General features: G+C 41.9%; 18 protein-coding genes and 1 tRNA gene. 10 read left to right on the top strand and 9 right to left on the bottom strand.

Annotation, left to right across the window (positions count from 1 at the left end; genetic code table 11):
- Positions 1–9 precede the first annotated feature (9 nt).
- The 6 genes from queA to IPN35_03210 all read right to left on the bottom strand — a co-directional run bounded on the left by queA (position 10) and on the right by IPN35_03210 (position 4,594).
- A complete protein-coding gene (gene queA, locus IPN35_03235) occupies positions 10–1,041 on the bottom strand; it encodes a tRNA preQ1(34) S-adenosylmethionine ribosyltransferase-isomerase QueA (protein QQS59856.1) in 1,032 nt (343 codons plus the stop codon).
- Complete coding sequence (locus IPN35_03230; GenBank protein QQS59855.1) at positions 1,038–2,114, bottom strand: DUF3048 domain-containing protein; 1,077 nt, start codon at positions 2,112–2,114, stop codon at positions 1,038–1,040. Before IPN35_03230 ends, queA begins: the two co-directional genes overlap by 4 nt.
- A gap of 16 nt (positions 2,115–2,130) precedes the next feature.
- Positions 2,131–2,754: a 50S ribosomal protein L25 gene (locus IPN35_03225; GenBank protein ID QQS59854.1), complete on the bottom strand. Its 624-nt coding sequence runs from the start codon at positions 2,752–2,754 to the stop codon at positions 2,131–2,133.
- Positions 2,755–2,795: 41 nt separating this feature from the next.
- Positions 2,796–2,882, bottom strand: a tRNA-Leu gene (locus tag IPN35_03220).
- Positions 2,883–3,049: 167 nt separating this feature from the next.
- The gene (locus IPN35_03215; protein ID QQS59853.1) at positions 3,050–3,442 is read right to left on the bottom strand and encodes a hypothetical protein; all 393 of its coding nucleotides are present in this window, start codon (positions 3,440–3,442) and stop codon (positions 3,050–3,052) included.
- 9 nt (positions 3,443–3,451) lie between these two features.
- On the bottom strand, positions 3,452–4,594 hold the full coding sequence (locus IPN35_03210; protein ID QQS59852.1) for a methionine adenosyltransferase: 1,143 nt from the start codon (positions 4,592–4,594) through the stop codon (positions 3,452–3,454).
- Positions 4,595–4,764: 170 nt separating this feature from the next.
- On the opposite strand from IPN35_03210, the gene uvrA reads away from it, so the two are divergent.
- The 8 genes from uvrA to IPN35_03170 all read left to right on the top strand — a co-directional run bounded on the left by uvrA (position 4,765) and on the right by IPN35_03170 (position 16,116).
- Positions 4,765–7,653 (top strand): excinuclease ABC subunit UvrA, encoded by a 2,889-nt coding sequence (gene uvrA, locus IPN35_03205; protein ID QQS59851.1) that lies wholly within the window; start codon positions 4,765–4,767, stop codon positions 7,651–7,653.
- 156 nt (positions 7,654–7,809) lie between these two features.
- Positions 7,810–8,544 (top strand): hypothetical protein, encoded by a 735-nt coding sequence (locus IPN35_03200; protein ID QQS59850.1) that lies wholly within the window; start codon positions 7,810–7,812, stop codon positions 8,542–8,544.
- Positions 8,545–8,738: 194 nt separating this feature from the next.
- The gene (locus IPN35_03195) at positions 8,739–10,424 is read left to right on the top strand and encodes a DUF4012 domain-containing protein (GenBank protein ID QQS59849.1); all 1,686 of its coding nucleotides are present in this window, start codon (positions 8,739–8,741) and stop codon (positions 10,422–10,424) included.
- Positions 10,425–10,439: 15 nt separating this feature from the next.
- On the top strand, positions 10,440–10,745 hold the full coding sequence (locus IPN35_03190; GenBank protein QQS59848.1) for a YciI family protein: 306 nt from the start codon (positions 10,440–10,442) through the stop codon (positions 10,743–10,745).
- Positions 10,742–11,554, top strand: a complete 813-nt coding sequence (aroE, locus tag IPN35_03185) for a shikimate dehydrogenase (protein QQS59847.1) — start codon at positions 10,742–10,744, stop codon at positions 11,552–11,554. Before IPN35_03190 ends, aroE begins: the two co-directional genes overlap by 4 nt.
- Before the next feature lie 119 nt (positions 11,555–11,673).
- A complete protein-coding gene (locus IPN35_03180; protein QQS59846.1) occupies positions 11,674–12,696 on the top strand; it encodes a hypothetical protein in 1,023 nt (340 codons plus the stop codon).
- Positions 12,693–14,405, top strand: coding sequence for a (2Fe-2S)-binding protein (locus tag IPN35_03175; protein ID QQS59845.1), 1,713 nt, complete (start codon positions 12,693–12,695; stop codon positions 14,403–14,405). Before IPN35_03180 ends, IPN35_03175 begins: the two co-directional genes overlap by 4 nt.
- A 13-nt stretch (positions 14,406–14,418) precedes the next feature.
- Positions 14,419–16,116 carry a hypothetical protein gene (locus IPN35_03170; GenBank protein ID QQS59844.1) on the top strand — a complete coding sequence of 566 codons (1,698 nt, stop codon included), beginning with the start codon at positions 14,419–14,421 and terminating at the stop codon, positions 16,114–16,116.
- Between the two features lie 507 nt (positions 16,117–16,623).
- On the opposite strand, the gene IPN35_03165 is transcribed toward IPN35_03170, so the two are convergent.
- Both IPN35_03165 and IPN35_03160 read right to left on the bottom strand, forming a co-directional pair.
- Complete coding sequence (locus tag IPN35_03165) at positions 16,624–17,052, bottom strand: hypothetical protein (GenBank protein ID QQS59843.1); 429 nt, start codon at positions 17,050–17,052, stop codon at positions 16,624–16,626.
- A 140-nt stretch (positions 17,053–17,192) separates the two neighbouring features.
- Positions 17,193–17,588: a transposase gene (locus tag IPN35_03160; GenBank protein ID QQS59842.1), complete on the bottom strand. Its 396-nt coding sequence runs from the start codon at positions 17,586–17,588 to the stop codon at positions 17,193–17,195.
- 1,432 nt (positions 17,589–19,020) lie between these two features.
- Here IPN35_03160 and IPN35_03155 point away from each other — a divergent pair.
- Positions 19,021–20,469 (top strand): type IV secretion system DNA-binding domain-containing protein, encoded by a 1,449-nt coding sequence (locus IPN35_03155; GenBank protein QQS59933.1) that lies wholly within the window; start codon positions 19,021–19,023, stop codon positions 20,467–20,469.
- On the opposite strand, the gene IPN35_03150 is transcribed toward IPN35_03155, so the two are convergent.
- Positions 20,427–21,107 (bottom strand): hypothetical protein, encoded by a 681-nt coding sequence (locus tag IPN35_03150; GenBank protein QQS59841.1) that lies wholly within the window; start codon positions 21,105–21,107, stop codon positions 20,427–20,429. The two genes, IPN35_03155 and IPN35_03150, sit on opposite strands and share 43 nt — an antisense overlap.
- Before the next feature lie 103 nt (positions 21,108–21,210).
- Here IPN35_03150 and ung point away from each other — a divergent pair, with 103 nt between their 5' ends.
- A complete protein-coding gene (gene ung / locus IPN35_03145; protein ID QQS59840.1) occupies positions 21,211–21,909 on the top strand; it encodes a uracil-DNA glycosylase in 699 nt (232 codons plus the stop codon).
- Positions 21,910–21,941 lie beyond the last annotated feature (32 nt).

Genomic DNA, 21,941 nt, shown 5'->3' with positions numbered 1-21,941 from the left:
AAAATCTTCCTACAGAATGAGCATAGCATCGCCGTATGAGAAGAAACGATAGTTCTTTTGAATTGCCTCTTGGTACGCCGCAAGAAGAATATCTTTTCCCTCCATTTTTTTTGGACTCATAAATGCGGAAACGAGCATGAGAAGTGTGCTTTTTGGAAGATGAAAATTTGTAAAAAAACCGTCAACAAAGCAAAAATCTGCCGGAGGAAAGAGGAAAAGTTTTGTAAAATCCTGAAAGGGCATCATCGCTCCATTTTTCCTCACACTACTTTCTAAGGTTCTGAGGGACGTACTTCCTACCGCAATAATCCGTTTTCCCGATTTTTTTGCTCTTGCGAGAGATTCAGCGGTTTCTACCGATATTTCTGCATATTCCGCATGCATTTGGTGGTCTTTTATTTCCTCTGTTTTTACTGGTAAAAATGTTCCAAGACCAACATGAAGGGTTACCCACTCCATTTGAACTTTCTTTTTTTGTAGGAGCTCAAGAAGAGGTTTTGTAAAATGGAGTCCTGCTGTTGGTGCCGCCACAGATCCATCGTGATCGGCAAAGACTGTTTGATAGTCATTTTTATCTTCTTGAGTTGCCTGTCTCTCCAAATAGGGCGGAAGAGGAATACTTCCATATTTTTCCAAAAATGTCGAAAATGATTCCTTCGAGAAAAAAGAAATCTCTCGAAGTCCATCATCTCGAATTTTCTCTACTTCTGCGTGTGATCCATCAGAAAAGCTTAGTATTCTTCCTACTGGAAAGGCTTTTCCCGTGCGAATCATGCATGCCCATTTTTTGGGTGTTATTTTGTGACAGAGAAAAACTTCTTCTTTTTCCGAAAGAAGGATTCGTGCGGGAATAACTCGACTCCGATTAAAGACAAGAACATCATTTTCATTTAAAATATCAGGAAGATCGCCAATGTTTCTGTGTGCCCTGTGTTTTGTATTTCGGTCAATCACCATGAGTTTTGCCAATTCCCTTTTGCTCAGTGGTTTTTTGGCAATTTGTTCTTTTGGGAGGACAAAATCGAATTCCGTAGTTTTCACCCAGGCGAAGAGAACGAGAATTTCTCTTTTGATCCTACAATTTGAAAAAAAGTAGTTCCGGGTTTGAGGGGAATTTCTTCTCCGCTTTCTGTGGTAAAAGAAAAGACCTCATCCTTATTTCGATTCCATTTTCCAGAAATTGCTTTTCCATCCCGAAAAATAGTGGCAAAACCCGATCCAATAGTGTTCATATCGAGTCGCCCCTTTTTATCTCCTTCAATAGACCAGATGGGAATAATAAGAATCCCTACATTGGTAGCACAAATATCGGAAGTTTCCATTGATTGTTTTCGCTGATAACATTTTTTTTCGGCATCATATTGCCAAGAGACATGGTGCTGAGTGGTGGAGAAATCCACATCAAGAAATGGTGCGTCTTCAGAAGAAAGTCCTGTTGGAATATCTTCTGAGAACAAAAAAAGAGCTTCTTCATGAGAAGAAGGCGGAATTTCTTCTGAAATGGTTTCGGGAAGAAGAAAAAGATTGTGAGGACGCGCAATAGTATTGTCTCGCTCAAAATGTTTATCGTTAAATCCCTCGTCTATATTGATGAGAGAAGAATTATAGACTTCTTCAAGTCCTTGGGGACTTCCCCCTGCATGAACATAGGCTCCTGCAATGGGTTCTGCCATTTGCACAAAATAGTGTCGTGCGCTCCGAACTGGTCCAATTTTCTCTGGAAAATCCTCAGAAGAAAAAAGTGTCAAAAGACGAGGAATTCCGCCCTCGGCAGGCGCTTCAAAAACCATGCGTGCTTTTTCTATTCCGGTGTGATGAGCTCGCGCACCAGGAGCTTCATCAATCATAACGCCAACAATTTTCTCTACCTCTCCCGAAATGCGAGGAAGCCCTGTGAGAAGAGATTTTTCAAAAGCAGGTGGTTCTCCAACATCACGAAGCGGAGGGGGAGATATAAGATTCTTGGGTGTTGTTTTTCCAATAAAATCCGAAAGAAGTATTGTTTTGTGAGAAGCTTCTTTTTCATGCTGTTCCCACCAATATCCAAGTACTCCTGTTACTACAAGCACAAAGGCGATTGGCACAAAAACGAGAAGGAATGCACGAAGATGCATATATGGGATATGAGAACTAGGCTTTCTTCTCCACCTTCTCTCCAGTTTCTCCTCCTTCTGATGATGTCTCTGTCTCTTCATCTGCAGAGTTCACACGAGGCGCATTTACACTTGCAATAACTGTTTCTGGAGGATCAATGAGAGTTACTTCTTTGGGGAAAGGAATATCGGCAACAGTAATGGTATCGTGAAAGGTTTTGAGCTTTTCAAGTGAGGTCTCTACAGAAGAGATAAGGTGCTTTGGAAGACATTTAATATGAATTTGTTCGTGTTGAATAGTGAGGACTCCTCCCATAAGTTTTACTGCATCCGAAATACCAGAAAATTTTACGGGAACAACAGCATGTACTTCTTCATTCATTCGAACCGCATGGAAATCAATATGAATCGGGTCACCTGAAATAGGGTGAGTATCAACAACGTGAATAAGAACCGGAATTGTTTTTCCAGAAACTTCGAGATCGACAAGTGTTGCTTTTCCTGCTTTTCGGTAAACACGTCGAAATTCTTGCTTATCAACAGTTATATTCTTTGTTTCTAATTTGTGACCATATACAACAGAAGGAACTTTCCCTGAACTTCGTATTACTTGTGCCGTTCCTGGAGTATAAACATCTGTTTTAAGAATGGGGTGTGACATGATCGACAAGAAAAAGAAGAAAAAACTCTGACGTGGCTTTTTGGTGCCGGAGGAGGGGATCGAACCCTCACTCCCCAAGGGGAACGGGATTTTGAGTCCCGCGCGTCTGCCAGTTCCGCCACCCCGGCATCTCATTTTCAAAAACGCTTGCGGATTCTCGCAAAAAAGAGGGAAGTGGTCAAGATTTTGTTTGTCAAAGGAATTCGGAGGAGTTACGAGGGAAACATGAGTCAAAAATTATTCGACAGGAAAATGTACATCTTTTAAAAATCGCTTGGAGATAGGGTTTTAAAGATTATTTTGGAATATCCGATCGTCCCCAAAAAAAAGCCTCTACAAAGAGTCCCATCAAAAAAATCATTGTTCCAATCCACCAAGTAAGAATGCGAAATTGCTGAAAGAGCATGATTCCTACGAGCGCAAGTCCAAAAATAAGCCCCTGACGAATGGCTCCAGAAACATGTCCTGCCACAGTAGTATTTGGCAAAAAGGCAATACGGAGTAGTGCGGAAAAAGCGCAAAATGTCAGGCTTTCCGAAAGGAAAGCTGTGAGATAGAAAAGAGGAACGCCAACTTGAGGTGAGGCAATGGGAGAAATATTATTAAAGACCATTCCCCATGAGAGCCAAGCAAAAAACATGGCAACAACGAGTACCCAAACTGGCCAATATTTTCGACCCATATTCATTGGGATGCATTAAACAGACTGAAGAAGATCTGAGACTTTTTCAGTATTTTCCCAAGAGAACTCATTTCTTCCAAAGTGTCCGCCGACAGCGGTTTGTTGAAAAATCGGTTTCCGAAGATCAAAGTGAGAAATCATTGCCGATGGACGAAGATCCCAAATCTGCTGTACGGCATCTTCAAGAGTTCGGTCGGAAAGAGTCCCTGTTCCAAATGTCTCAATAAAAACTGAAACCGGACGAGAAACTCCAATAGCGTATGCGAGTTGCACTTGGCATTTTTTTGCAAGATTTGCCGCCACAATATTTTTTGCAATATGTCGTGCGGCATACGCCCCTGTTCGGTCGACTTTTGTCGAATCTTTTCCCGAAAAAGCTCCTCCTCCATGTGGACAACTTCCTCCGTAGGTATCGACAATAATTTTTCGTCCCGTCAGTCCAGAGTCTCCTTGCGGACCGCCAATTACAAAGCTCCCCGTAGGATTGATGTGAAAAAGAGTTTTTGAATCGAGAAATTCACTGAGAATGGGTTCAATAATGTGTTGGTGTACTTCTTGAGAGAGGCTCGTTTGAGAAATATCAGGAGTGTGTTGAAGTGAGATCACCACAGTGTGGACTCGTTTTACTTCCCCAGAATCATCATATTCCACAGTAACTTGCGACTTTCCGTCTGGACGAAGAAATGGGCAAATTCCTTCTTTGCGAACTTCTTCTGCTTGTCGTGTCAATCGGTGTGCCAGAGTGATGGGGAGTGGCATAAATTCTTTGGTTTCTTGGCAGGCATAGCCAAACATCATTCCCTGATCTCCGGCTCCAAGTTCGTGCGATTCGGTTTCATCTACTCCTTGCGCAATTTCTGAACTCTGTTGCCCAATAGCAGAGAGAACTGCCATTGCCTCAAAATCGAGTCCATATTTTGCATGGGTATAGCCAATATTGTGCACTACATCACGGACAATTTTTTCTACGTCCACCCAAGCCGTTGTTCGCATTTCTCCAAAAACCATTGCCATTCCCGTTTTTACTGCGGTTTCTACCGCAACACGGGAATGTGGATCTTGCCGCAATGCTTCATCGAGAATAGCATCAGAAATTTGATCGCAAATTTTATCGGGGTGTCCGCACGTAACCGATTCGGAAGTAAAGAGAAAGGACATTTTTTCGAAAAAGTCATGGGTCAACATATCATCTTTGTGAACACACTGTCATCTTTCATCGACAAGAATATTTTGAGAAAGAAAAAATGAGATTAAAGGACGAATACAAAACCTCGTCCTCTTGCAATCTACTTAAAAAAATGAAAAAATCGGTCAAGTTGTTTTCACACATGGAGGATAATATTATTGTAACGGGTGCTAAGACGCATAATCTCAAAAATATCTCAGTCAGTATTCCGCGAGGAAAATTGGTAGTAGTAACCGGACTTTCTGGCTCTGGAAAAAGCTCTCTCGCTTTTGATACTATTTTTGCAGAAGGACAGCGTCGTTATATTGAGTCTCTAAGCACCTACGCCCGTCAATTTTTGGGAATGATGGAGAAGCCAGATGTTGAAAGTATTTCAGGGCTTTCTCCTGCTATTTCTATTGATCAAAAAACCGCTCCACGAAATCCGCGAAGTACAGTGGGAACCGTGACAGAAATTTACGATTACCTTCGTCTTCTTTATGCGAGAGTGGGAAGACCACATTGTCCCATTTGTAATCATCTTGTTGAAAAACAGTCTGCAAGCCAAGTAGCTGAGCGTATTGCAGAGATGCCAGAAGGAACACGAATCATGATTCTTTCTCCAGTTATTCGCGGAAAAAAAGGAGAACATGAGCGAGTCATTGAAAATATTCGTCGAGAAGGTTTTGTTCGCATGCGTATTGATGGAAATATTGTTTCTATTGCCGAAGAAGTAGAGCTTGATCCCAAAAAGCCTCATACCATTGAAATTGTTGTTGATCGTCTCGTTATAAAAAATCTTGGAAAAAGATATATCGATCTTCCGAGTGGAGAAAAAGTAGAGGATAAAAATGAAGACAAGAGTCGCCTTGCCGATTCTGTAGAAATTGCTCTCAGAAAAAGTGATGGGCTTGTTACTATTCTCGATGTCGACACAAAGGCAGAAGTCATCTATTCTGAACAATTTATTTGTCCAGAACATGGTCCTGTTATTGGAGAAATTGAACCGAGAAATTTTTCGTTTAATTCTCCCTACGGTGCCTGCGAATCGTGCCATGGACTTGGACATCGTATGGTGGTGAAGCCTGATCGAATCCTCCCGAATCCTCGGCTTACTCTTGCGGAAGGTGCTGTTGTTCCTTGGGCAACTATGACGAGCAGAGAGGGGTGGAATCAGCGTGTTCTTCAGGAGGTCGTGAAAAAGTATAATTTTTCCATGAATACTCCTGTAGGAGAGCTTACAGAGCAGCAAGCGAACATTATTCTTCATGGAACAGGAGATGAGGAGTATTCAGTTCTTATGGACTCCGATCGATTTTCGGGAAATGCTCTCGTGAAGTTTGAAGGAGTTATTCCCAATTTAGAACGTCGTTTTCGCGAAACAGAATCCGATTTTTCTCGAAAGCAAATTGAAAAATTTATGGAAATGGAAGAATGCCCAGATTGCCATGGAACGCGCCTCAAAAAAGAAATTTTGAGTATCACCATTTGTGAAAAAAATATTATTGATGTTACTCGTCTTTCGGTGAGCGATGCCTTTTTGTTTTTTCAAAATCTGCCCGAAAAACTGAATGCTTACGAAAAAGAGGTTTCACGCCTTATTCTCCTTGAAATTTCTGCAAGACTCTCATTTTTGCAAGATGTTGGACTTCGCTATCTCACACTTTCTCGCTCGGCGAATACTCTTTCGGGAGGAGAAGCACAACGTATTCGTCTTGCTACACAGATCGGGAGCAAATTACAGGGTGTTCTCTATGTTCTCGATGAGCCGTCTATCGGGCTTCATCAACGAGATAACTCTCGACTCATTAAAACTCTCCGCGATCTCCAAAGCATTGGAAACACGGTATTAGTTGTAGAGCACGATGAAGAAATGATGAGAGAAGCCGATTGGCTTCTTGAAATTGGACCTGGAGCAGGTGCACACGGAGGAGAGGTTCAGAATCAAGGTGTTCTTCGTGATTTTCTCAAAAATCCAAATTCTCCCACTGCACAATATCTTTCGGGAAGAGAAAAGATTGCCATTCCAAAAAAGCGTCGAGATGGAAACGGAAAACATCTTCGCATTGTTGGCGCCAATCAAAATAATCTTCAAAATGTAAGTGTCAGTCTTCCTTTGGGGAAGCTCATTGGTATTACAGGGGTTTCTGGTTCCGGAAAAAGTTCTCTTATCAATCAAATTCTCGCGCCATATCTACTCAACGAACTTAATCGTGCGAGCCAACCTGTTGGAAGCGTGGAACGCATTGAGGGGATTCGTCTTCTTGATAAAGCAATTGTGATTGATCAATCTCCCATTGGAAGAACTCCACGAAGTAATCCTGCTACCTATACGGGTGTCTTTACCGATATTCGTGATTTATTTGCTACAACTTCTGAGGCAAAGCTCCGCGGATACCGTGCTGGACGGTTTTCGTTTAACGTAAAAGGAGGACGATGCGAATCTTGCCAAGGAGATGGTATTGTAAAAATCGAAATGCATTTTTTGCCAGATATTTATGTCCCGTGTGAAGTCTGCAAAGGAAAACGCTATAATGCAGAGGCACTTGAAATTACATGGCGAGGGAAAAATATTGCGGATATTCTCCAGATGACCGTTTCTGAGGGGCTCGAATTTTTTGCAAGTATTCCTTCTATTCAACGAAAACTCGAAACACTGGATGAAGTTGGGCTCGGGTATATTCAGTTGGGGCAATCTGCTACCACACTTTCTGGTGGAGAAGCACAGCGCGTCAAACTTGCAACAGAGCTCAGCAAACGGAGTACTGGAAAAACATTCTACATTCTCGATGAGCCAACGACAGGGCTCCATTTTGATGATATCAAAAAGCTCCTAGTAGTGCTGAATACTTTAACAGAAGGAGGAAACACGGTTCTCGTTATTGAGCACAATCTCGATGTTGTGAAGTGTTGCGATCATCTTGTGGATATTGGTCCAGAAGGAGGTTCTGGTGGAGGTCAGATTATTGCAGAGGGAACGCCAGAAGAAGTGGCAGGGAATGAGAAATCATTTACTGGTCAGTATTTACGAGAAATATTCAAAGAAAAATAAAAGTTGAATAAGATTTTTTAAAATGAGGCTTTATCCATTTGCAAACTGACCTAAACTGGTGTCGTTTTTTTTGTGATAAAAAATAATGTCCAAAATATGCCTCAACTAGTCACAAAATTTTTGAGACAAAATTTTTTATAGTGATATAATAAAAATATGAAAAAAGATCCACTGACCCCATTTGACGGAAAATTCAGTTCTTCTATTGGAAGGGGAAAGGATAATGTTGTTGTTTCTCTTATGTCAAAGATGCCGAAAGAAGAGAGGGGGGAGGAATATGTTGTAAAGTGGAATCACAATCCAAAAGAGCCAATGGATCCTGAGGGTCATTTTTGGAGAATCTTATACAAGAAGAAAAAATATGAAATGCTAGAGTTCTTCCTTGGAGGTTTTATTCCTGAATCCTTTTTCATTTTAGGAAATAAAAAAGATGGCAGTCGAACAGTAGTAAAGGAGTATACAGTACAAGAAAGAGTTCCTCAGGTAACAATAGCCTCCTTGAGTGAGAGTCAAAAAGAGGATCCTCGATTGTTGCGAAATATATATCTCCTTATTCTGAAATTGCAAAATATGTATCGCATGCTGGAGCGAGTAAATAGCGTTGTGGAAGATTCTGCAAAAATAGATGCAAAACTTGATTTGGGTGGACTCTCGAAGTACGCAGATAGACATAAGGACGAAAATCTCAAAAACTTCGACTGGAGCGTTGTTAACTATGATTTTATGAGTTCTCCAAATTTATTGGTAGATCCAGAGACAATGAAGATTTCTTGTATCGATTTTGATCAGGGGGTTTGGAGTAATGAAAAAGAAGCAACTTGGACCCTGCTTTTTATTTTTGCGAGACAGAACGAAAAGGTTATGAATATTATCAAAATGGAACATGAATAAAAAAAGTAGGAGAGAGAAAAATATTTCCCTCCTGTTATCCTCTCCTTCTCTGTTATCCTGAACTTGATTCAGGATCTCTTCTGTTGTGAAGAGAGATTGCGGATCACGTCCGTAATGACAAAGAAGGAAGCCTGCAGTAACAAGATAGAGAGTTCACAATGACAAGAAAAAAGAAATAGCATAGAATGCATTCCATGAAAAAGCGTGCATTCTCCCAGCGCCGACTCGGAAAGAAAGTAGAAAAAGAATCCCATTTTTGGCTTATTGTCTTTGGAATTCTTGCAACACTTTTTCTTCTCCTTTTCCTCTTTCTTATTCCTCTTTTTCGGCTTGCAAGTGGTTCTTTTTCAGAGTTTGTTCCGTACACAAATGAGCTTCGCAAGGCAAATATACTGGTGCTTCTTCAAAATGAAGCAGAACTTCGTCCGACGGGCGGATTTCTTTCGGGCTTTATTCTCTTTACCCCCAAAGAAAAAGAAAGACTCCACTTTTTCGATTCCTATGCCGTGGCAAATCCTCCCATTCCCCAGAAAGCGCCGCCGGCGATGGCAAAAATTTTTGCAGAAGATCCGAAGTTTTCGGGAATGGTATTTCGTGATAGCAATTTTTCCCCAGATTTTTCCGAGTCCGCACAAGAGACAATCCGCTTTCTGAGATTTGATCCTCGCTTTGCCAATACAAAAATTGATGTCGTTGTTGCGGTAAATTTTTCCGCGGTAGAATCAGTTATTCAACTTTTAGATCCTCAGGATTCTCAAGATCTTTTTCTTTCGCTTCAGCGACAAACGAAAAATATCAATCTTCATTCCAAAGAAGAAATTGATCAGCGAAAAGATTTTTTGGGAGACATGGCGCACAATCTTTTTCGATCCGCTTCATGGTTTCGTCTTCCAAAAATGGCACAGCTCGCCACATATTTAGCAGATACAAAAAAAATCCAAGTCTGGTTTTTGGATGAGAAGTTGCAACATATTGCACAAGAAAAAGGATGGACAGGAGAGTTTCCGAAAAATAATACTGCAGAAATGCCATGGAATGGTTTTTTTGGGGTGAATGTTGCGAATTTGGGCGGAAAAAAATCCGATCGATACATTCTGCGAAATGTAACTTCTGAAATCACGCTCTCTCCCGAAGGAGGAGTATCAGAGCGATTTGCAATACATTTACAACACACTGGAACAGATAATATTTTTTCTGGTCCTGAGCGAATGCTCATTCGTGTGTATCATCCACAAGGAACTAAACTTTCCGAGACTTCTGAAGAATGGGAACAACAATCTCTTCCTGAAGAAAAAGTTGAGGAGTTTTCGCGTGTGATTTCTCTTGATCCTGGACAATCTTTGGAAATACCACTTGTATTTGTTTTCCCAGAAACGTGGCTTCCAAATGAGTCGCATGAGCTTCTGTGGCTTCAACAGAGCGGAACGGAAGATGATCTCACGCTTATTTTTCGTGGAGTGGGGGAAACTGGGTTTTCTGTTGATGGTTGTGATGAATCGCTCTTGCGAGAAAATATTTCGGTGTGTAAAACAAGGCTTTCTCGAAATCGAATATTTACTGTCAAACTCCTCCCCGATACGTTTCCTCCATTTTTGGAGCAGGCAATTTTTGAACCTCCTCGAGAAATCTTCACTCGATTTTCAGAGGCACTTGCGAAAGAATTTTCTCCCGATACTTTTGAACTTCGATGTGATGAAAATGTGTTTGTTCCCTATCAACTTGCTCGAAATGAAAATGATCTTCGGGATGTCCGTTTGGTCTTTGGCGACATTGTACTTTCAGAAACGAGTCCGTTTTGCGAACTCTCTTGGAAAAATCTCTCTGATATTTTTGGAAATACCGCTTCTTCTGGAACGACACTTCGGATGAAATTTGACTGACTCTCTTTTTTTTCCATGCAATACGTTATAATCGCTCGAGATTATCAAGATGAAAAAGCTCTCGAAAGACGTCTTAGTGCAAGAAAAGATCATCTTAATGTCAACGATGCCCTGAGAAAGGAAGGAAAAGCAATTTGTGCCGCCGCATTGCTCGGTGATGTGGGAAACATGAACGGATCTGTGCTTATTGTTGATTTTCCATCAGATGAAGAGTTGCAACAGTGGCTTGCAAAAGAGCCGTATATTTTGGGAAAAGTATGGGAAAGTGTCGAAATTCTTCCGTGTAAAGTAGCGCCATCATTTCTCCATTCCAACACATGAAATATGCTGTCATTGGTCATCCCATAGGGCACTCTCTTTCGCCACCAATGCAGAAATCGGCGTTTGATGCATTCGGTATTTCTGCGACCTTTGAGCGGATTGACGTGTTACCAGAAGAACTTCCTGTTTTTTTTGACAAAGTTCGAGTAGAGGAATTTTCTGGACTCGCCATTACTATTCCACATAAAGAAGCAGTTCTTCCATTTTTTGATGAACTCACGGAAACAGCGAAAACAATTGGTGCCGCGAATACGCTTTTTTGGAAAGATGGAAAAATGTATGGAGACAACACCGATGCTTTTGGTTTTCTCTCTGCTGTGTCTCCATCTGTTTCCGATTTTTCTGGATTGCCTTCTGCCGTCATTGGTACGGGGGGCGCGGCGCGTGCGCTTATTTTTGCGCTCAAAAAAGCTGGCGCAGAAGTAACGATTTTTGGGAGAAATCCCGAAAAGGGAGATAAACTTGCGAAACGCTTCGGTGCTTCATTTGAACTTTTGGAGCATTTTTTCGCATCCCGCTTTTCTCTTGTCGCAAACGCGACTTCTGTGGGGCTTCGATCAGATGAATCTCCGGTTTTAGAACCTGTTTGGAATGAATTTTCTGGCGTGGCGTTTGATGCGGTTTTTTTTCCACTTCATACTCGTTTTCTGCTCGATGCTCAAAAAAATGGTGGCACTATTGTTACTGGAGAAAAAATGTTGCTGTTTCAGGGAATGCGACAGTTTTTTCTTTGGACGGAAAAAGAGGCTCCGCAAAAGGAAATGGAAAAATCGCTTTTAAATGCATTTTTGGAAAATGGGAATCAGTAGTTTTTCCCGTTTTTCCCGAAACAATATTTTCCCAAAATAAAGATGGTATAGATTTCGATTTCTCATTTCCTTCTCTTTTTAAAAGTGGTACAATACGATTGATTTTTACACGAAAAAACGTGTCTCCCACTCAAAGCAAAAAAACAGATATTCTCGAAAAAATTAAATCCGCAGGGCTTGTGGGTCGCGGTGGAGCGGAATTTCCCACTTATCGAAAATGGGAATTTGTAAAGAGTGCCAAGGGAAAACCAAAGTACGTGGTGTGCAATGCGTCCGAAGGAGAAATTGGACTCTTTAAAGATATTCAAATTCTTCGTGATCACCCCGAGCAGGTGTTTGCTGGCATGAAACTTGCCATGGATTTTCTCGAAACAAAAAAGGGATATTTCAATATGAATGCCCGATATTACCGTGAACTTCACGAAAAGCTTGATGATATTATTGAGCAGTACGCCAAAGAGGGGTACGACATCAAAGTTTTTCGTGAACATCCTTCATATATTGGCGGAGAAGAAACCGCACTTCTGAATGCTATTGAAGGAAAACGAACCAAACCGCGACTCAAACCACCATTTCCGGCGCAAAAAGGACTCTTCGGAAAGCCAACACTTGTTCACAATGTAGAAACTCTTTTTAACATTGCGGCAGTGGAACAGGGGAGTTACGACGGTCGTCGATTTTATTGTCTCTCTGGAGAAATACAGCATCCCGGAGTGTATCATCTTCCAGCGGAGTGGTCGTCGTGGAAAGTGCTTGAAGCCACTGGAAATGAGCCAAAATTTCCCTATTTTATTCAAATTGGGGGAAGTGCAAGTGGTGAGGTTTTTAGTGCAGAACAGGCAAAAACCGAGCGGGTTACTGGCGCTGGTTCTATTGAAGTCTATCGCATGAGCATAAAACCAAAAGATCTCCTTATGAAATGGCTTGAATTTTACAAAGAAGAAAGCTGTGGAAAATGCACGCCATGTCGTGAGGGAACCTATCAGCTCTATCACTTGGTAAAAGAGGCGAAGCATATTCCGTGGAAACAAATGGAAGATGTTCTCGAACTTCTCGAAAATTCCTCGTTTTGTGCGCTTGGAAAATCCGTTCCAGTTGCCATTCGAAGCTACGCAAAAAATATTCTCGACAAACCTCTATGAAGAAAAAAGTCTCGATATTCATCGACGGAAAAGAAATCCAGACAGAAGAAGGAAAAAATATCCTTCAGATTGCTATTGAAAACGATATTCCCATTCCTCACTTTTGCTACCACGAAGATATGGAAGTGGAGGCAAATTGTCGTGCATGTCTTGTTCTTTTAGAAGACACAAAACGAATTGAAACGTCGTGTACGGTTCCGGCATCGGAAGGACTTCGTATTCATACGACTTCTCCAAAAATCGAACGTTTGCGGAAGAAAAACATGGAGCTTCTCCTTGCGTCTCATCGAAAGCTTTGTCCAAAGTGTCAAAAGGGTGATTGGTGTAAAGTGGCGGATACAATTGATAAATACCACATTCCCGAAAATAAGTACGTTCGCCGAAGGGTGGGACGAGCTATTCATAAAATGGGAACGGCCGCAGAATTTGACCCAGAGCTTTGTATTGCCTGTAACAAGTGTGTGAAGGCGTGTGATCGTATTGGTATTCATTTTTTGGAGCTTTCGGGAAAAAATACAAAAACTCGAGTCGATTATAATAAAGACCCCAAAGTCGATTGTATTTACTGCGGACAGTGCACTGTGGTGTGCCCAGTAAATGCTATTCGCGAACAGGGACATATTGAGCAGGTGGAGGCGGCGATTGCCGATCCAGATAAAATTGTCATCGTCCAAACAGCACCATCGGTTCGGGCGAGTATTGGAGAGGAGTTTGGCGCTCCGTACGGAACAGATCTCACTGGAAAAATGTACACGGCATATCGACTCCTTGGGTTTGATAAAATATTCGATGTGAATTTTGGAGCAGATATTACTACTATTGTTGAAGCGGAAGAGCTCATTGAGCGAATTCACAGCGGTGAAGGACTTCCTATGTTTACCTCGTGTTGCCCAGGATGGGTGAAATATCTCGAATACTATCATCCAGAGCTCATTCCACATCTCACCACAGCACGTTCTCCACAAATGCATTCTGGTGGTGCATATAAAACGTGGTGGGCAGAGAAAGAAGGTGTTGATCCTAAAAGAATTGTAGTGGTTTCGGTAATGCCATGTACTTCAAAAAAATATGAGGCACAACACGAAAAAATGAAAATTGATGGCATGTTTCCTGTTGACTATTCTCTTACAACGCGGGAACTCGCGGTGCTCCTTAAAAAGCACAATATCGATCTTCCAAGTTTAGAGCCAAGTGAGGTTGACCGCTACGGTATTCATACCGGAGCGGCGGTTATTTACGGTGCATCTGGAGGAGTGATGGAATCCGCGCTTCGCACAGCATACCGCATGATCACAGGAGAAAATTTGAAAAACGTTGAGCTCACCGAAGTTCGAGGAATGAAGGGCGTGAAACGAGCCGTCATTTCCATTGGAAAAATGAAGGTGAAAGTGGGGGTTGTGGCGATGCCAAAAAATATTCGAAAAGTTCTCAAGGCAATTAAGGAAAATCCGAGTCTGTTCGATTATCTCGAATTTATGGCGTGTCCTGGTGGATGTATTGGCGGTGGAGGACAGCCAAATCCTTCTTCTGACCGCATTATCAAAAAACGCATTGCCGGAATCTACGGCATCGACCGAAAAATGACAATGCGGAACGCGCATGAAAATCCTATTGTTCAGGAGTATTTCGAATACCTCAAGACCATTCCCGAGGAAAAACGAAAATCACTCCTCTACACGAGTTATTCTCCCAAACGAAAATTTGAATAACCCCTCATAAAACATGAATCCGTTCCTCATTGTTTTTAGTGATACTGGAGGGTTCTGCACCATTGGACAGCGTGCTGAAAGTCGGTATCATGGACTTTTTCTTCCTGCTGGGAATAGTTTTTTTCGTATATTAGAAGATATTTGTCCAGAAGGTCATTCTGGAAAACCAGTCCTTACCGTTGAATCTGAGTACTCTGCTTTTCGTCGTTTTCCAAATGGCGTTCGAGAATCCTTTGTTCTTCAGGGGGAAACCTTGCTCTACGAACGCGATACCCAAGGAAACACCGATCTTTTTCTCGATTTTCGAGAAGCATATAACGCAAACGGACTCCACCGAGATTATGATTTTCAAGAAGAGGAAGATGGTGTGCGTATTCGTTTTCAAAATTTACAGTTTCTCCCTGATTCTTCTCTCTTTATAAAAACAGATCAAAAGCAAAGACTTTGGTCGCTTGAATGGGTACGCCGAGAGTATTCATTTGATGCTGAGCGTGAGGGAGGAGAAGGTGAATTTTATGTCCTGCGGTGTCGTCTTGGTCCAGTTCGGCGTATTTCTCTCTCTTTGGAGGGAAGAAAGAAGTGGGGAGAAGAAAACATTGAGAGCGAAAATATTTGGGAAGTTTCTAACGATTCATCAAATCTTCAGAAAGCGACACATTCATCTGCTATTGCACTGCGCGGACTTCTCTCTGAGCGAGATGGACGAAAGGGGCTTTTTGCGGGACATCCGTGGTTTTTTCAGTTTTGGACTCGAGATGAGGCAATAAGTGCAAAAGGACTTTGTCTTGCAGGAAAACGAGAAACGGCAAAGCGGATTCTTCTTGGCGCGCTTTCGCGTATGGATAGCACTGGGCGCATTCCCAATCGGTATCCTGCTTCCGATCTTAGTTCTGCAGATGGTGTTGGATGGATATTCTTCCGTCTTCGAGAGCTTTTTCGCGAAGGGTTTCTGCTCTCTTCTGAACAGGAGATGGTGAAAAATGCCCTTCAGACCTCTCTTCAGCGACTCGAAAAAAAGCTTCTTCATGATGGACTTTTTTATAACGGTCCACTTGAAACATGGATGGACACTGGTTTTCAGAGTGACACGCGGGAAGGGTATTGTATTGAAATTCAGGCGCTTATGTTGAGCATGTATGCCTTTCTTCATGAACTCGCACCAAATTCTCCCCTCACAACAGGGGCAAAGGGGTTTTTAAAGCAAACATCTTTTCGGGAGCGCATTCGACAGGCATTTTGGAATGGGCAATTTTTGCGAGATGAGGCGAGTGGGAACCTTCTTCGTCCAAATCTTTTTTTAGCGGCATATATTGCGCCAGAAATTCTCTCAAAATCTGAATGGAAAAGTTGCTTTGATGCGGCGCTCGAAAAGCTCTGGCTTTCTTGGGGGGGACTTTCGACCATTGAAAAAAATCATCCACTCTTTCATGCCCATTATACCGGAGAAAATAACCGAAGTTACCACAGAGGAGACAGTTGGTTTTTTGTGAATCACTTGGTGGCAATTGCGCTTTACCGCACCGATAAAAAGCAATACGCCGAATATATTCAAAAAATTCAGGAGGCATCTACCGCCGAAATTCTTCATTCTGGAGCGATTGGTTGTTGTGCAGAGGTGAGCTCTGCACAGGAACGGCGAAGCGAGGGATGTTTTAATCAGGCGTGGAGCAATGCGACGTTTTTGGAAATGGCACGAGAAATAGGAAAATGACATGTCGGATGAAACTCAAATGGGATTAAAAGATTTTCTTTCGCAAAAATAAAAGAGTAGATCAGGTATAATTTAGGACATCGTAATTAAGTTTTTGCTTTTTCAAGCGGGATTTCAGAATACCAAACTAAAAAGAAGAAAGGCGATATTTGGATTTTTACGGACGTTTCTTCGCGGAGTATGTGTATCGAAGATCATGTGCTCCACAATGGTTCAAAATATTACAAGCGCTCAAGTGTGGAAACAAAAAAAATCTCTTCTTCCGTCACAGTCTCCCGAAGGGGACTGTGACGGTTATCGGCAGATTTTACAGGGTTTCTTCTTCTATTTCCATTTTTCCGGAAGTTTTGTACGCGAAAAACTGTTGCGAAGCATTCTGATATTTTTAACACATACTCTTCGGCAAAAAATATTTTGGATTCCCAAAAAAACTCACATAATTTTTACTGTGAGTTAAAAGTTTTGCCGTCCTCCCTAGAAAGGGAGGACGGTGTGCACGGATGCTTTTTATAGGCAGTTCAAGATCCGAATTTCCTTGACCCAGCCAGTGATCCCCTCAATCGTCCCCGCAGGGGCGACCGCGATGATCCTTATCATATACCGATCCCAAGGGTTGCCGGGAACAACGAATGTCCCTTCTGTCTCTTCGAATCCTGGGGTGTCGACTACGGTTAGATAGCGGTTTTCGTTCCCATCGGGGAATGGCTCAATATCTACCTGTATTTTCCCCTTGGAAATAAGAATGTACTTACAGGTCTTTCCTCCTCGTGTAGCGTGGGCGGGGGATTTCCAAGCCAAAAAGTCTTTCCCATCTGAATAGACGGGGACGGCATTGTTTTCCCCCCAGTATTGGGGCTGTGGGCCGCATCCGCAGTCGTCAGCAATGGCGACAACGGAGACCAGTAGGAGGGTGGTGATACTCAGTAGAGTTTTCATTATTTTCTCCAAAGTTTTGCATCCGTGCTGTTAAGGGTCTTTGTGATTACTTTTGGTGTCTTTAAAAAAGACCCACCGGTAAATCACGTCCACTCGTTACTTGCGAGTGGAAACTAATTTTATACTTAAAAAAAATATTGTCAAATCATATTGTATTGCAGCGTCAAGTTTACATTTTGAGATGAGAAGAGATCCAATCTGAATGCAAGAAGAGAAAGCTTTTTATAAGGAGTCAATCCATGCATTCCAAGCCCTCTGTATCTTTTCTTAAAATTGTAATATTTCAGAAATGACTGAAGTTCGTATTCCAAAGTCTCTAGGGTGTCAGATGGATACCAATAGTACTGTATGGATCTCTGATTCAGTGTTCCATGAAATCTTTCTATCTTACCATTCTCTTCTGGACAATAAGGAGCGTTTCCTCTGTGCACTATAGAGTTTCTTTTCAGGATGGTAGTGCTACATGTATCTTTTCCTTCTCCTTCGAAGATCCTATTACTCAGACTTTCTACACCATTATTCCAGTATTCCTCCATATTCTATCTCCAAAATGTAAACCCTTTTGCTGCAAGGCTAATAAATTCATTTCAGGAATCAGTTTTTGGAGTTTTCTTTTGTGCGGTGTTGTCCGCAATGGTTGTGGCGTCCTTTTTTGCCACCTAGGAGAAAACGGGAATGCTAAAAATGATTACCAAAAGGAGTGCAGAAATAAAGAATCCGAAGCATATTCCTGAAAAAACCTACCCACTCTGCAGGGGAAAAAGAGGCGGTTTCAAGAAATTCCACCTCCTCTTTTTTGTGATTTTCTGTTAAAATATCAGGAAAAAATACTCTCCCCATTCATCCTAAAACGAAATGCTCCTCTTTCTTCTCGCCTTTGTACGGCTTTCCTCTTTTATTCTTTTGCTTTCGGGAGCGTATTTTGCTGTTTCTGGGTCTTTTTTTCTGACAACGTTATTTCTTGCGTTTTTTTCCCTTATTCATCTTGGTATTCATTCTTATTGGTTCCGAAAAGCGCATTGCGAAGACAGAGTTCTTCTTCGTATTCGTCCGGCACGACTCAGTGAAAAAAATCCAGCGGTAATGGAACAGGTTTTTTCTGCGCTTCATTTTCTGAAACAGGGTGGGGGGGTATGGGAAACTCTTTCGGGAAAACCACATATATCGTTTTCTTTTGAAATTGCTTCGTACCAAGGAAGCATCTGCTTTTTTGCTCGCATGCCACGCACTCTCTTTGCGCTTGCAAAGAGTCAGCTCTATGCACATTATCCAGAAATAGAAATGGAAACGGTCTTGGAATACCTTCCACTTGCTCCCACAAGAGCCGTTGGAACAGAGCTTCGCCTTATGAATGCCGATATATTCCCGATTCGTCGCCATTCCCAATTTGAAGACAAAACGGCAAAGGTCATCACAGATCCGCTCTCGGGTATTCTCCATCCGCTTTCAGGATTGCTCGAAAACGAAACGACTGTTATTCAAATTGCGTGTCAGCCGCTTCCTCCTCGTCGGTTTCGAAAACTTGGATCAAAATGTCTTCGTATTATAAGTGCAGGAACATACAGCAATTCTGATGTAGAAAGCGCATGCGTTCAAAATCTTCTCATTCTAAATTCTTTTCAGCGTTTTCTTCGCTTTCCTTTGCGATTGTGGTTTTTCCTCCGGCAAAGTGGAACGGTTTCTTCTGGAAAAAGTATAAGTCTCGATATGGAAATGAATCGAAATCATGATCGAGAGAATGAATTAACGGCGGCAAGTGACAAACTGAGCCGGCTTCCGTTTCTTTGTTCAATTCGTATTGTTGCTTTTGGAGAAGATCCTTTTTTACTCGAACAGAAAACAGAAGAGATTGTTGGAGCATTTCGGCAGTTTAATATGCCTCAACTCAATGGTTTTGAGGCAAGTTCCTTTTTGCGAAAACCACAACTTTTGGCACGACGCTTGGCACATTCTGCTATTCGCGGGCAAATGGTGCTCAATAACGAAGAATTGGCAACGGTTTTTCATCTTCCCACAAAAACCGTGGAAACGCCAGATGTTTTGTGGGTGAGTCACAGGAAGTTTGAGCCACCAAAGAATCTCCCTATATTTTCTCGTCATGCGGAGGCAACTGCGCTCGGAAAAACTAATTTTCGTGGAAATCGCCATATTTTCGGCATTTTGCCAGATGATCGACGACGACATGTATACATTGTGGGAAAAACAGGAATGGGAAAATCAACGCTCCTTGAAAATATGATCTTTTCTGATATTCAAGCAGGAAAAGGAATAGCGGTTATTGATCCACACGGAGATTTGGCGGAAGAAGTGATTGGTTTTGTCCCTTCAAGTCGTACGAATGATGTTATGCTTTTTGATCCATCCGATTCTGAGTTTCCCGTATCGTTCAATATTCTTGAATGTCCAAATCCAAATAATCGTCATCTCGTTGCCTCTGGAGTAATTGGGGTGCTCAAGAAAATGTTTTCTGAAAGTTGGGGTCCTCGGTTAGAACACGTTCTTCGAAACACACTTCTCGCCCTTATTGAAGCAGATGGAACAACGCTCCTTGGTGTACTCCGCATGCTTGGAGAAGCAGAATATCGAGAAGAAATTCTTGCAAAAGTGCACGATCCGCTTGTACTTGGATTTTGGAAAAATGAATTTGGAAAATGGTCGCCAAAACAGGTGACCGAAGCGGCATCTCCCATTCAAAACAAGGTAGGACAGTTTCTCTCGGCAAGTCTTGTGCGGAATATTCTTGGACAAACAAAATCGAGTATTGACCTGCGATTTGCCATGGACAAGGGGAAAATTATCATTATCAATCTCTCCAAAGGAAAAATTGGAGAAGATAATTCCGCACTTCTTGGATCGCTTCTCGTGACCAAGTTTCAGCTTGATGTTATGAGTCGTGCGGATACTCTAGAAAAAGATCGGCGCGATTTTTATCTCTATGTTGATGAGTTCCAAAATTTTGCAACAGATTCGTTTGCTACCATTCTCTCGGAAGCACGAAAATATCGCTTGAATCTCGTAGTGGCAAATCAATATCTCGCGCAAATGGAAGAAACGGTTCGGGATGCTATTTTTGGAAATGTGGGAACAATGCTTACTTTTCAGGTAGGGTTTGACGATGCGGAAACGCTAAGCGATCAGTTTGGCGGAGAGGATATTATTGCTCCTGCGGATATTGGCTCGCTTCCAAAATATGAGGCATATCTTCGTCTTATGATTGATGGCATGCCAAGTTCGGTATTTTCCGTCAGCACGTTGCCACCTCCAGAATTTGAACATGAAGAAGGTCGAACACAAAAAATACTCAAGGCATGTCGTCAACGCTATGGACGACCACGAGCAATAGTAGAAGAACGCATTATTAAATGGTCAATGAATCAAGAGAAGAAAGAGGGCGGAGGAAAAAGAGGGAAAGGGTAACCTTTTTCTTCCATATACTTTTTTATTTCATCAGCTAATGAGGGGTTTCGAAAATTTCGCGCAACGAACGGAAAAGCATATTTGTTTTGATTGCGACGTTCAGCGCCGAGACCAACAAAGCGCACTACCGCTTTTGGAAGATCTGAATCAAGAATAACTCCGTTTTTCGTATCACCAACACGAAAAGGGGAACCATTTTTGAGTACTGCAGAATCTGCCAACACTGCCCGAGAGATGATGTTTTTACACCATTCTTCCTGAGTGTTATGTGGTCTATGATTATAACAATATGCATTCACACGGTCTTCATTGAAATTCATTTTGTCGGTAAGGAAAACAATAGGTTCTAGAATAATGGCAATTTTTTCCATTTGAAGAGCAACCTCCATTCCCTTTTCCACATCATTACAAACTGGTTCCCGTGCTGGAAATTCATCGTCTTCCCATATGTTTTGCAATTCTTTTCTTCTGTTTTTGAGTATTTCGAGTATCTCAGGAGAAAGCCTTGAGCCTCGTATTTCTGTGTTCCCCGAAAGAGTTTTATACGCCATTTCTATTCTCTCCTTATCATATTTCAGCATTTCTCTGAGAATATATTTTTGGTCACGATTTTTAAATTCCTGAAAGTGTTCTCGCATAAAAATAAATAAGGAGCAGGTTTTTAATGGAAAAAAAGAGTATTGTCAAATATGGAATTCCTGCGTCTGAATTTGTTATCCTCCTTCTGTATATGTATAAGAAATGACAGGAGAAACAAGCCAAAAAATAGAGACTGGTTGGAAAAATGCGCTCTCCAATGCATTTCAAGAGCCTTCGTTTCTTGAAATGAAGGCGTTTCTCACAGAAGAGATTCAATCTGGAAAAACGGTATATCCGCCACCGAAACTTATTTTTCATGCGTTCGATTCTTGTCCGTTTGAAAAAACAAAGGTAGTTATTCTTGGGCAAGATCCCTATCACGGCGTTGGACAAGCGCACGGACTCTGCTTTTCGGTGAATCGCGGTGTTCGTGTTCCGCCATCACTTCAAAATATTTATAAAGAGTTGCAGAGTGATATGGGGTGTAGCATTCCTTCTCATGGAAATTTGGAATATTGGTCTCAGCAGGGGATTTTGCTGCTCAATGCGGTGCTCAGCGTTCGCGCGAAATCTCCGGCATCACACGCAGGAAAAGGGTGGGAGGCTTTTACTGATGCCGCTATAAAGGCACTTTCTGACCAAAAAGAGGGGATTATTTTTCTCCTTTGGGGAAGATACGCACAAGAAAAGGGGAGGGTAATTGATCCCAAAAAACACTTCATTCTTACGGCGGCGCATCCATCTCCTTTTTCGGCTTCAAACGGATTTTTTGGTTGTCGTCACTTTTCCAAAACAAATGAATTTTTAACGCTCCAAGGAAAAATTCCTATCGATTGGCAGATTCCTTCTTATTTTTCTTGACGCTCCTGGTGCGTTTATATACTGTTTTAGTA

The organism is Candidatus Peregrinibacteria bacterium (genome assembly GCA_016699755.1).
Lineage (GTDB): Bacteria > Patescibacteriota > Gracilibacteria > CAIRYL01.
The sequence above is the reverse complement of the archived record's forward strand: the minus strand, read 5'-3'. Positions and strand labels throughout refer to the sequence as shown.

Coding starts and splice junctions, on each gene's coding strand:
- IPN35_03230 (QQS59855.1), bottom strand. CDS start 2,114: ATGCATCTTCGTGCATTCCTTCTCGTTTTTGTGCCAATCGCCTTTGTG.
- IPN35_03225 (QQS59854.1), bottom strand. CDS start 2,754: ATGTCACACCCCATTCTTAAAACAGATGTTTATACTCCAGGAACGGCA.
- IPN35_03215 (QQS59853.1), bottom strand. CDS start 3,442: ATGAATATGGGTCGAAAATATTGGCCAGTTTGGGTACTCGTTGTTGCC.
- IPN35_03210 (QQS59852.1), bottom strand. CDS start 4,594: ATGTCCTTTCTCTTTACTTCCGAATCGGTTACGTGCGGACACCCCGAT.
- uvrA (QQS59851.1), top strand. CDS start 4,765: ATGGAGGATAATATTATTGTAACGGGTGCTAAGACGCATAATCTCAAA.
- IPN35_03200 (QQS59850.1), top strand. CDS start 7,810: ATGAAAAAAGATCCACTGACCCCATTTGACGGAAAATTCAGTTCTTCT.
- IPN35_03195 (QQS59849.1), top strand. CDS start 8,739: ATGAAAAAGCGTGCATTCTCCCAGCGCCGACTCGGAAAGAAAGTAGAA.
- IPN35_03190 (QQS59848.1), top strand. CDS start 10,440: ATGCAATACGTTATAATCGCTCGAGATTATCAAGATGAAAAAGCTCTC.
- aroE (QQS59847.1), top strand. CDS start 10,742: ATGAAATATGCTGTCATTGGTCATCCCATAGGGCACTCTCTTTCGCCA.
- IPN35_03175 (QQS59845.1), top strand. CDS start 12,693: ATGAAGAAAAAAGTCTCGATATTCATCGACGGAAAAGAAATCCAGACA.
- IPN35_03170 (QQS59844.1), top strand. CDS start 14,419: ATGAATCCGTTCCTCATTGTTTTTAGTGATACTGGAGGGTTCTGCACC.
- IPN35_03165 (QQS59843.1), bottom strand. CDS start 17,052: ATGAAAACTCTACTGAGTATCACCACCCTCCTACTGGTCTCCGTTGTC.
- IPN35_03160 (QQS59842.1), bottom strand. CDS start 17,588: ATGGAGGAATACTGGAATAATGGTGTAGAAAGTCTGAGTAATAGGATC.
- IPN35_03155 (QQS59933.1), top strand. CDS start 19,021: ATGGTGCTCAATAACGAAGAATTGGCAACGGTTTTTCATCTTCCCACA.
- IPN35_03150 (QQS59841.1), bottom strand. CDS start 21,107: ATGCGAGAACACTTTCAGGAATTTAAAAATCGTGACCAAAAATATATT.
- ung (QQS59840.1), top strand. CDS start 21,211: ATGACAGGAGAAACAAGCCAAAAAATAGAGACTGGTTGGAAAAATGCG.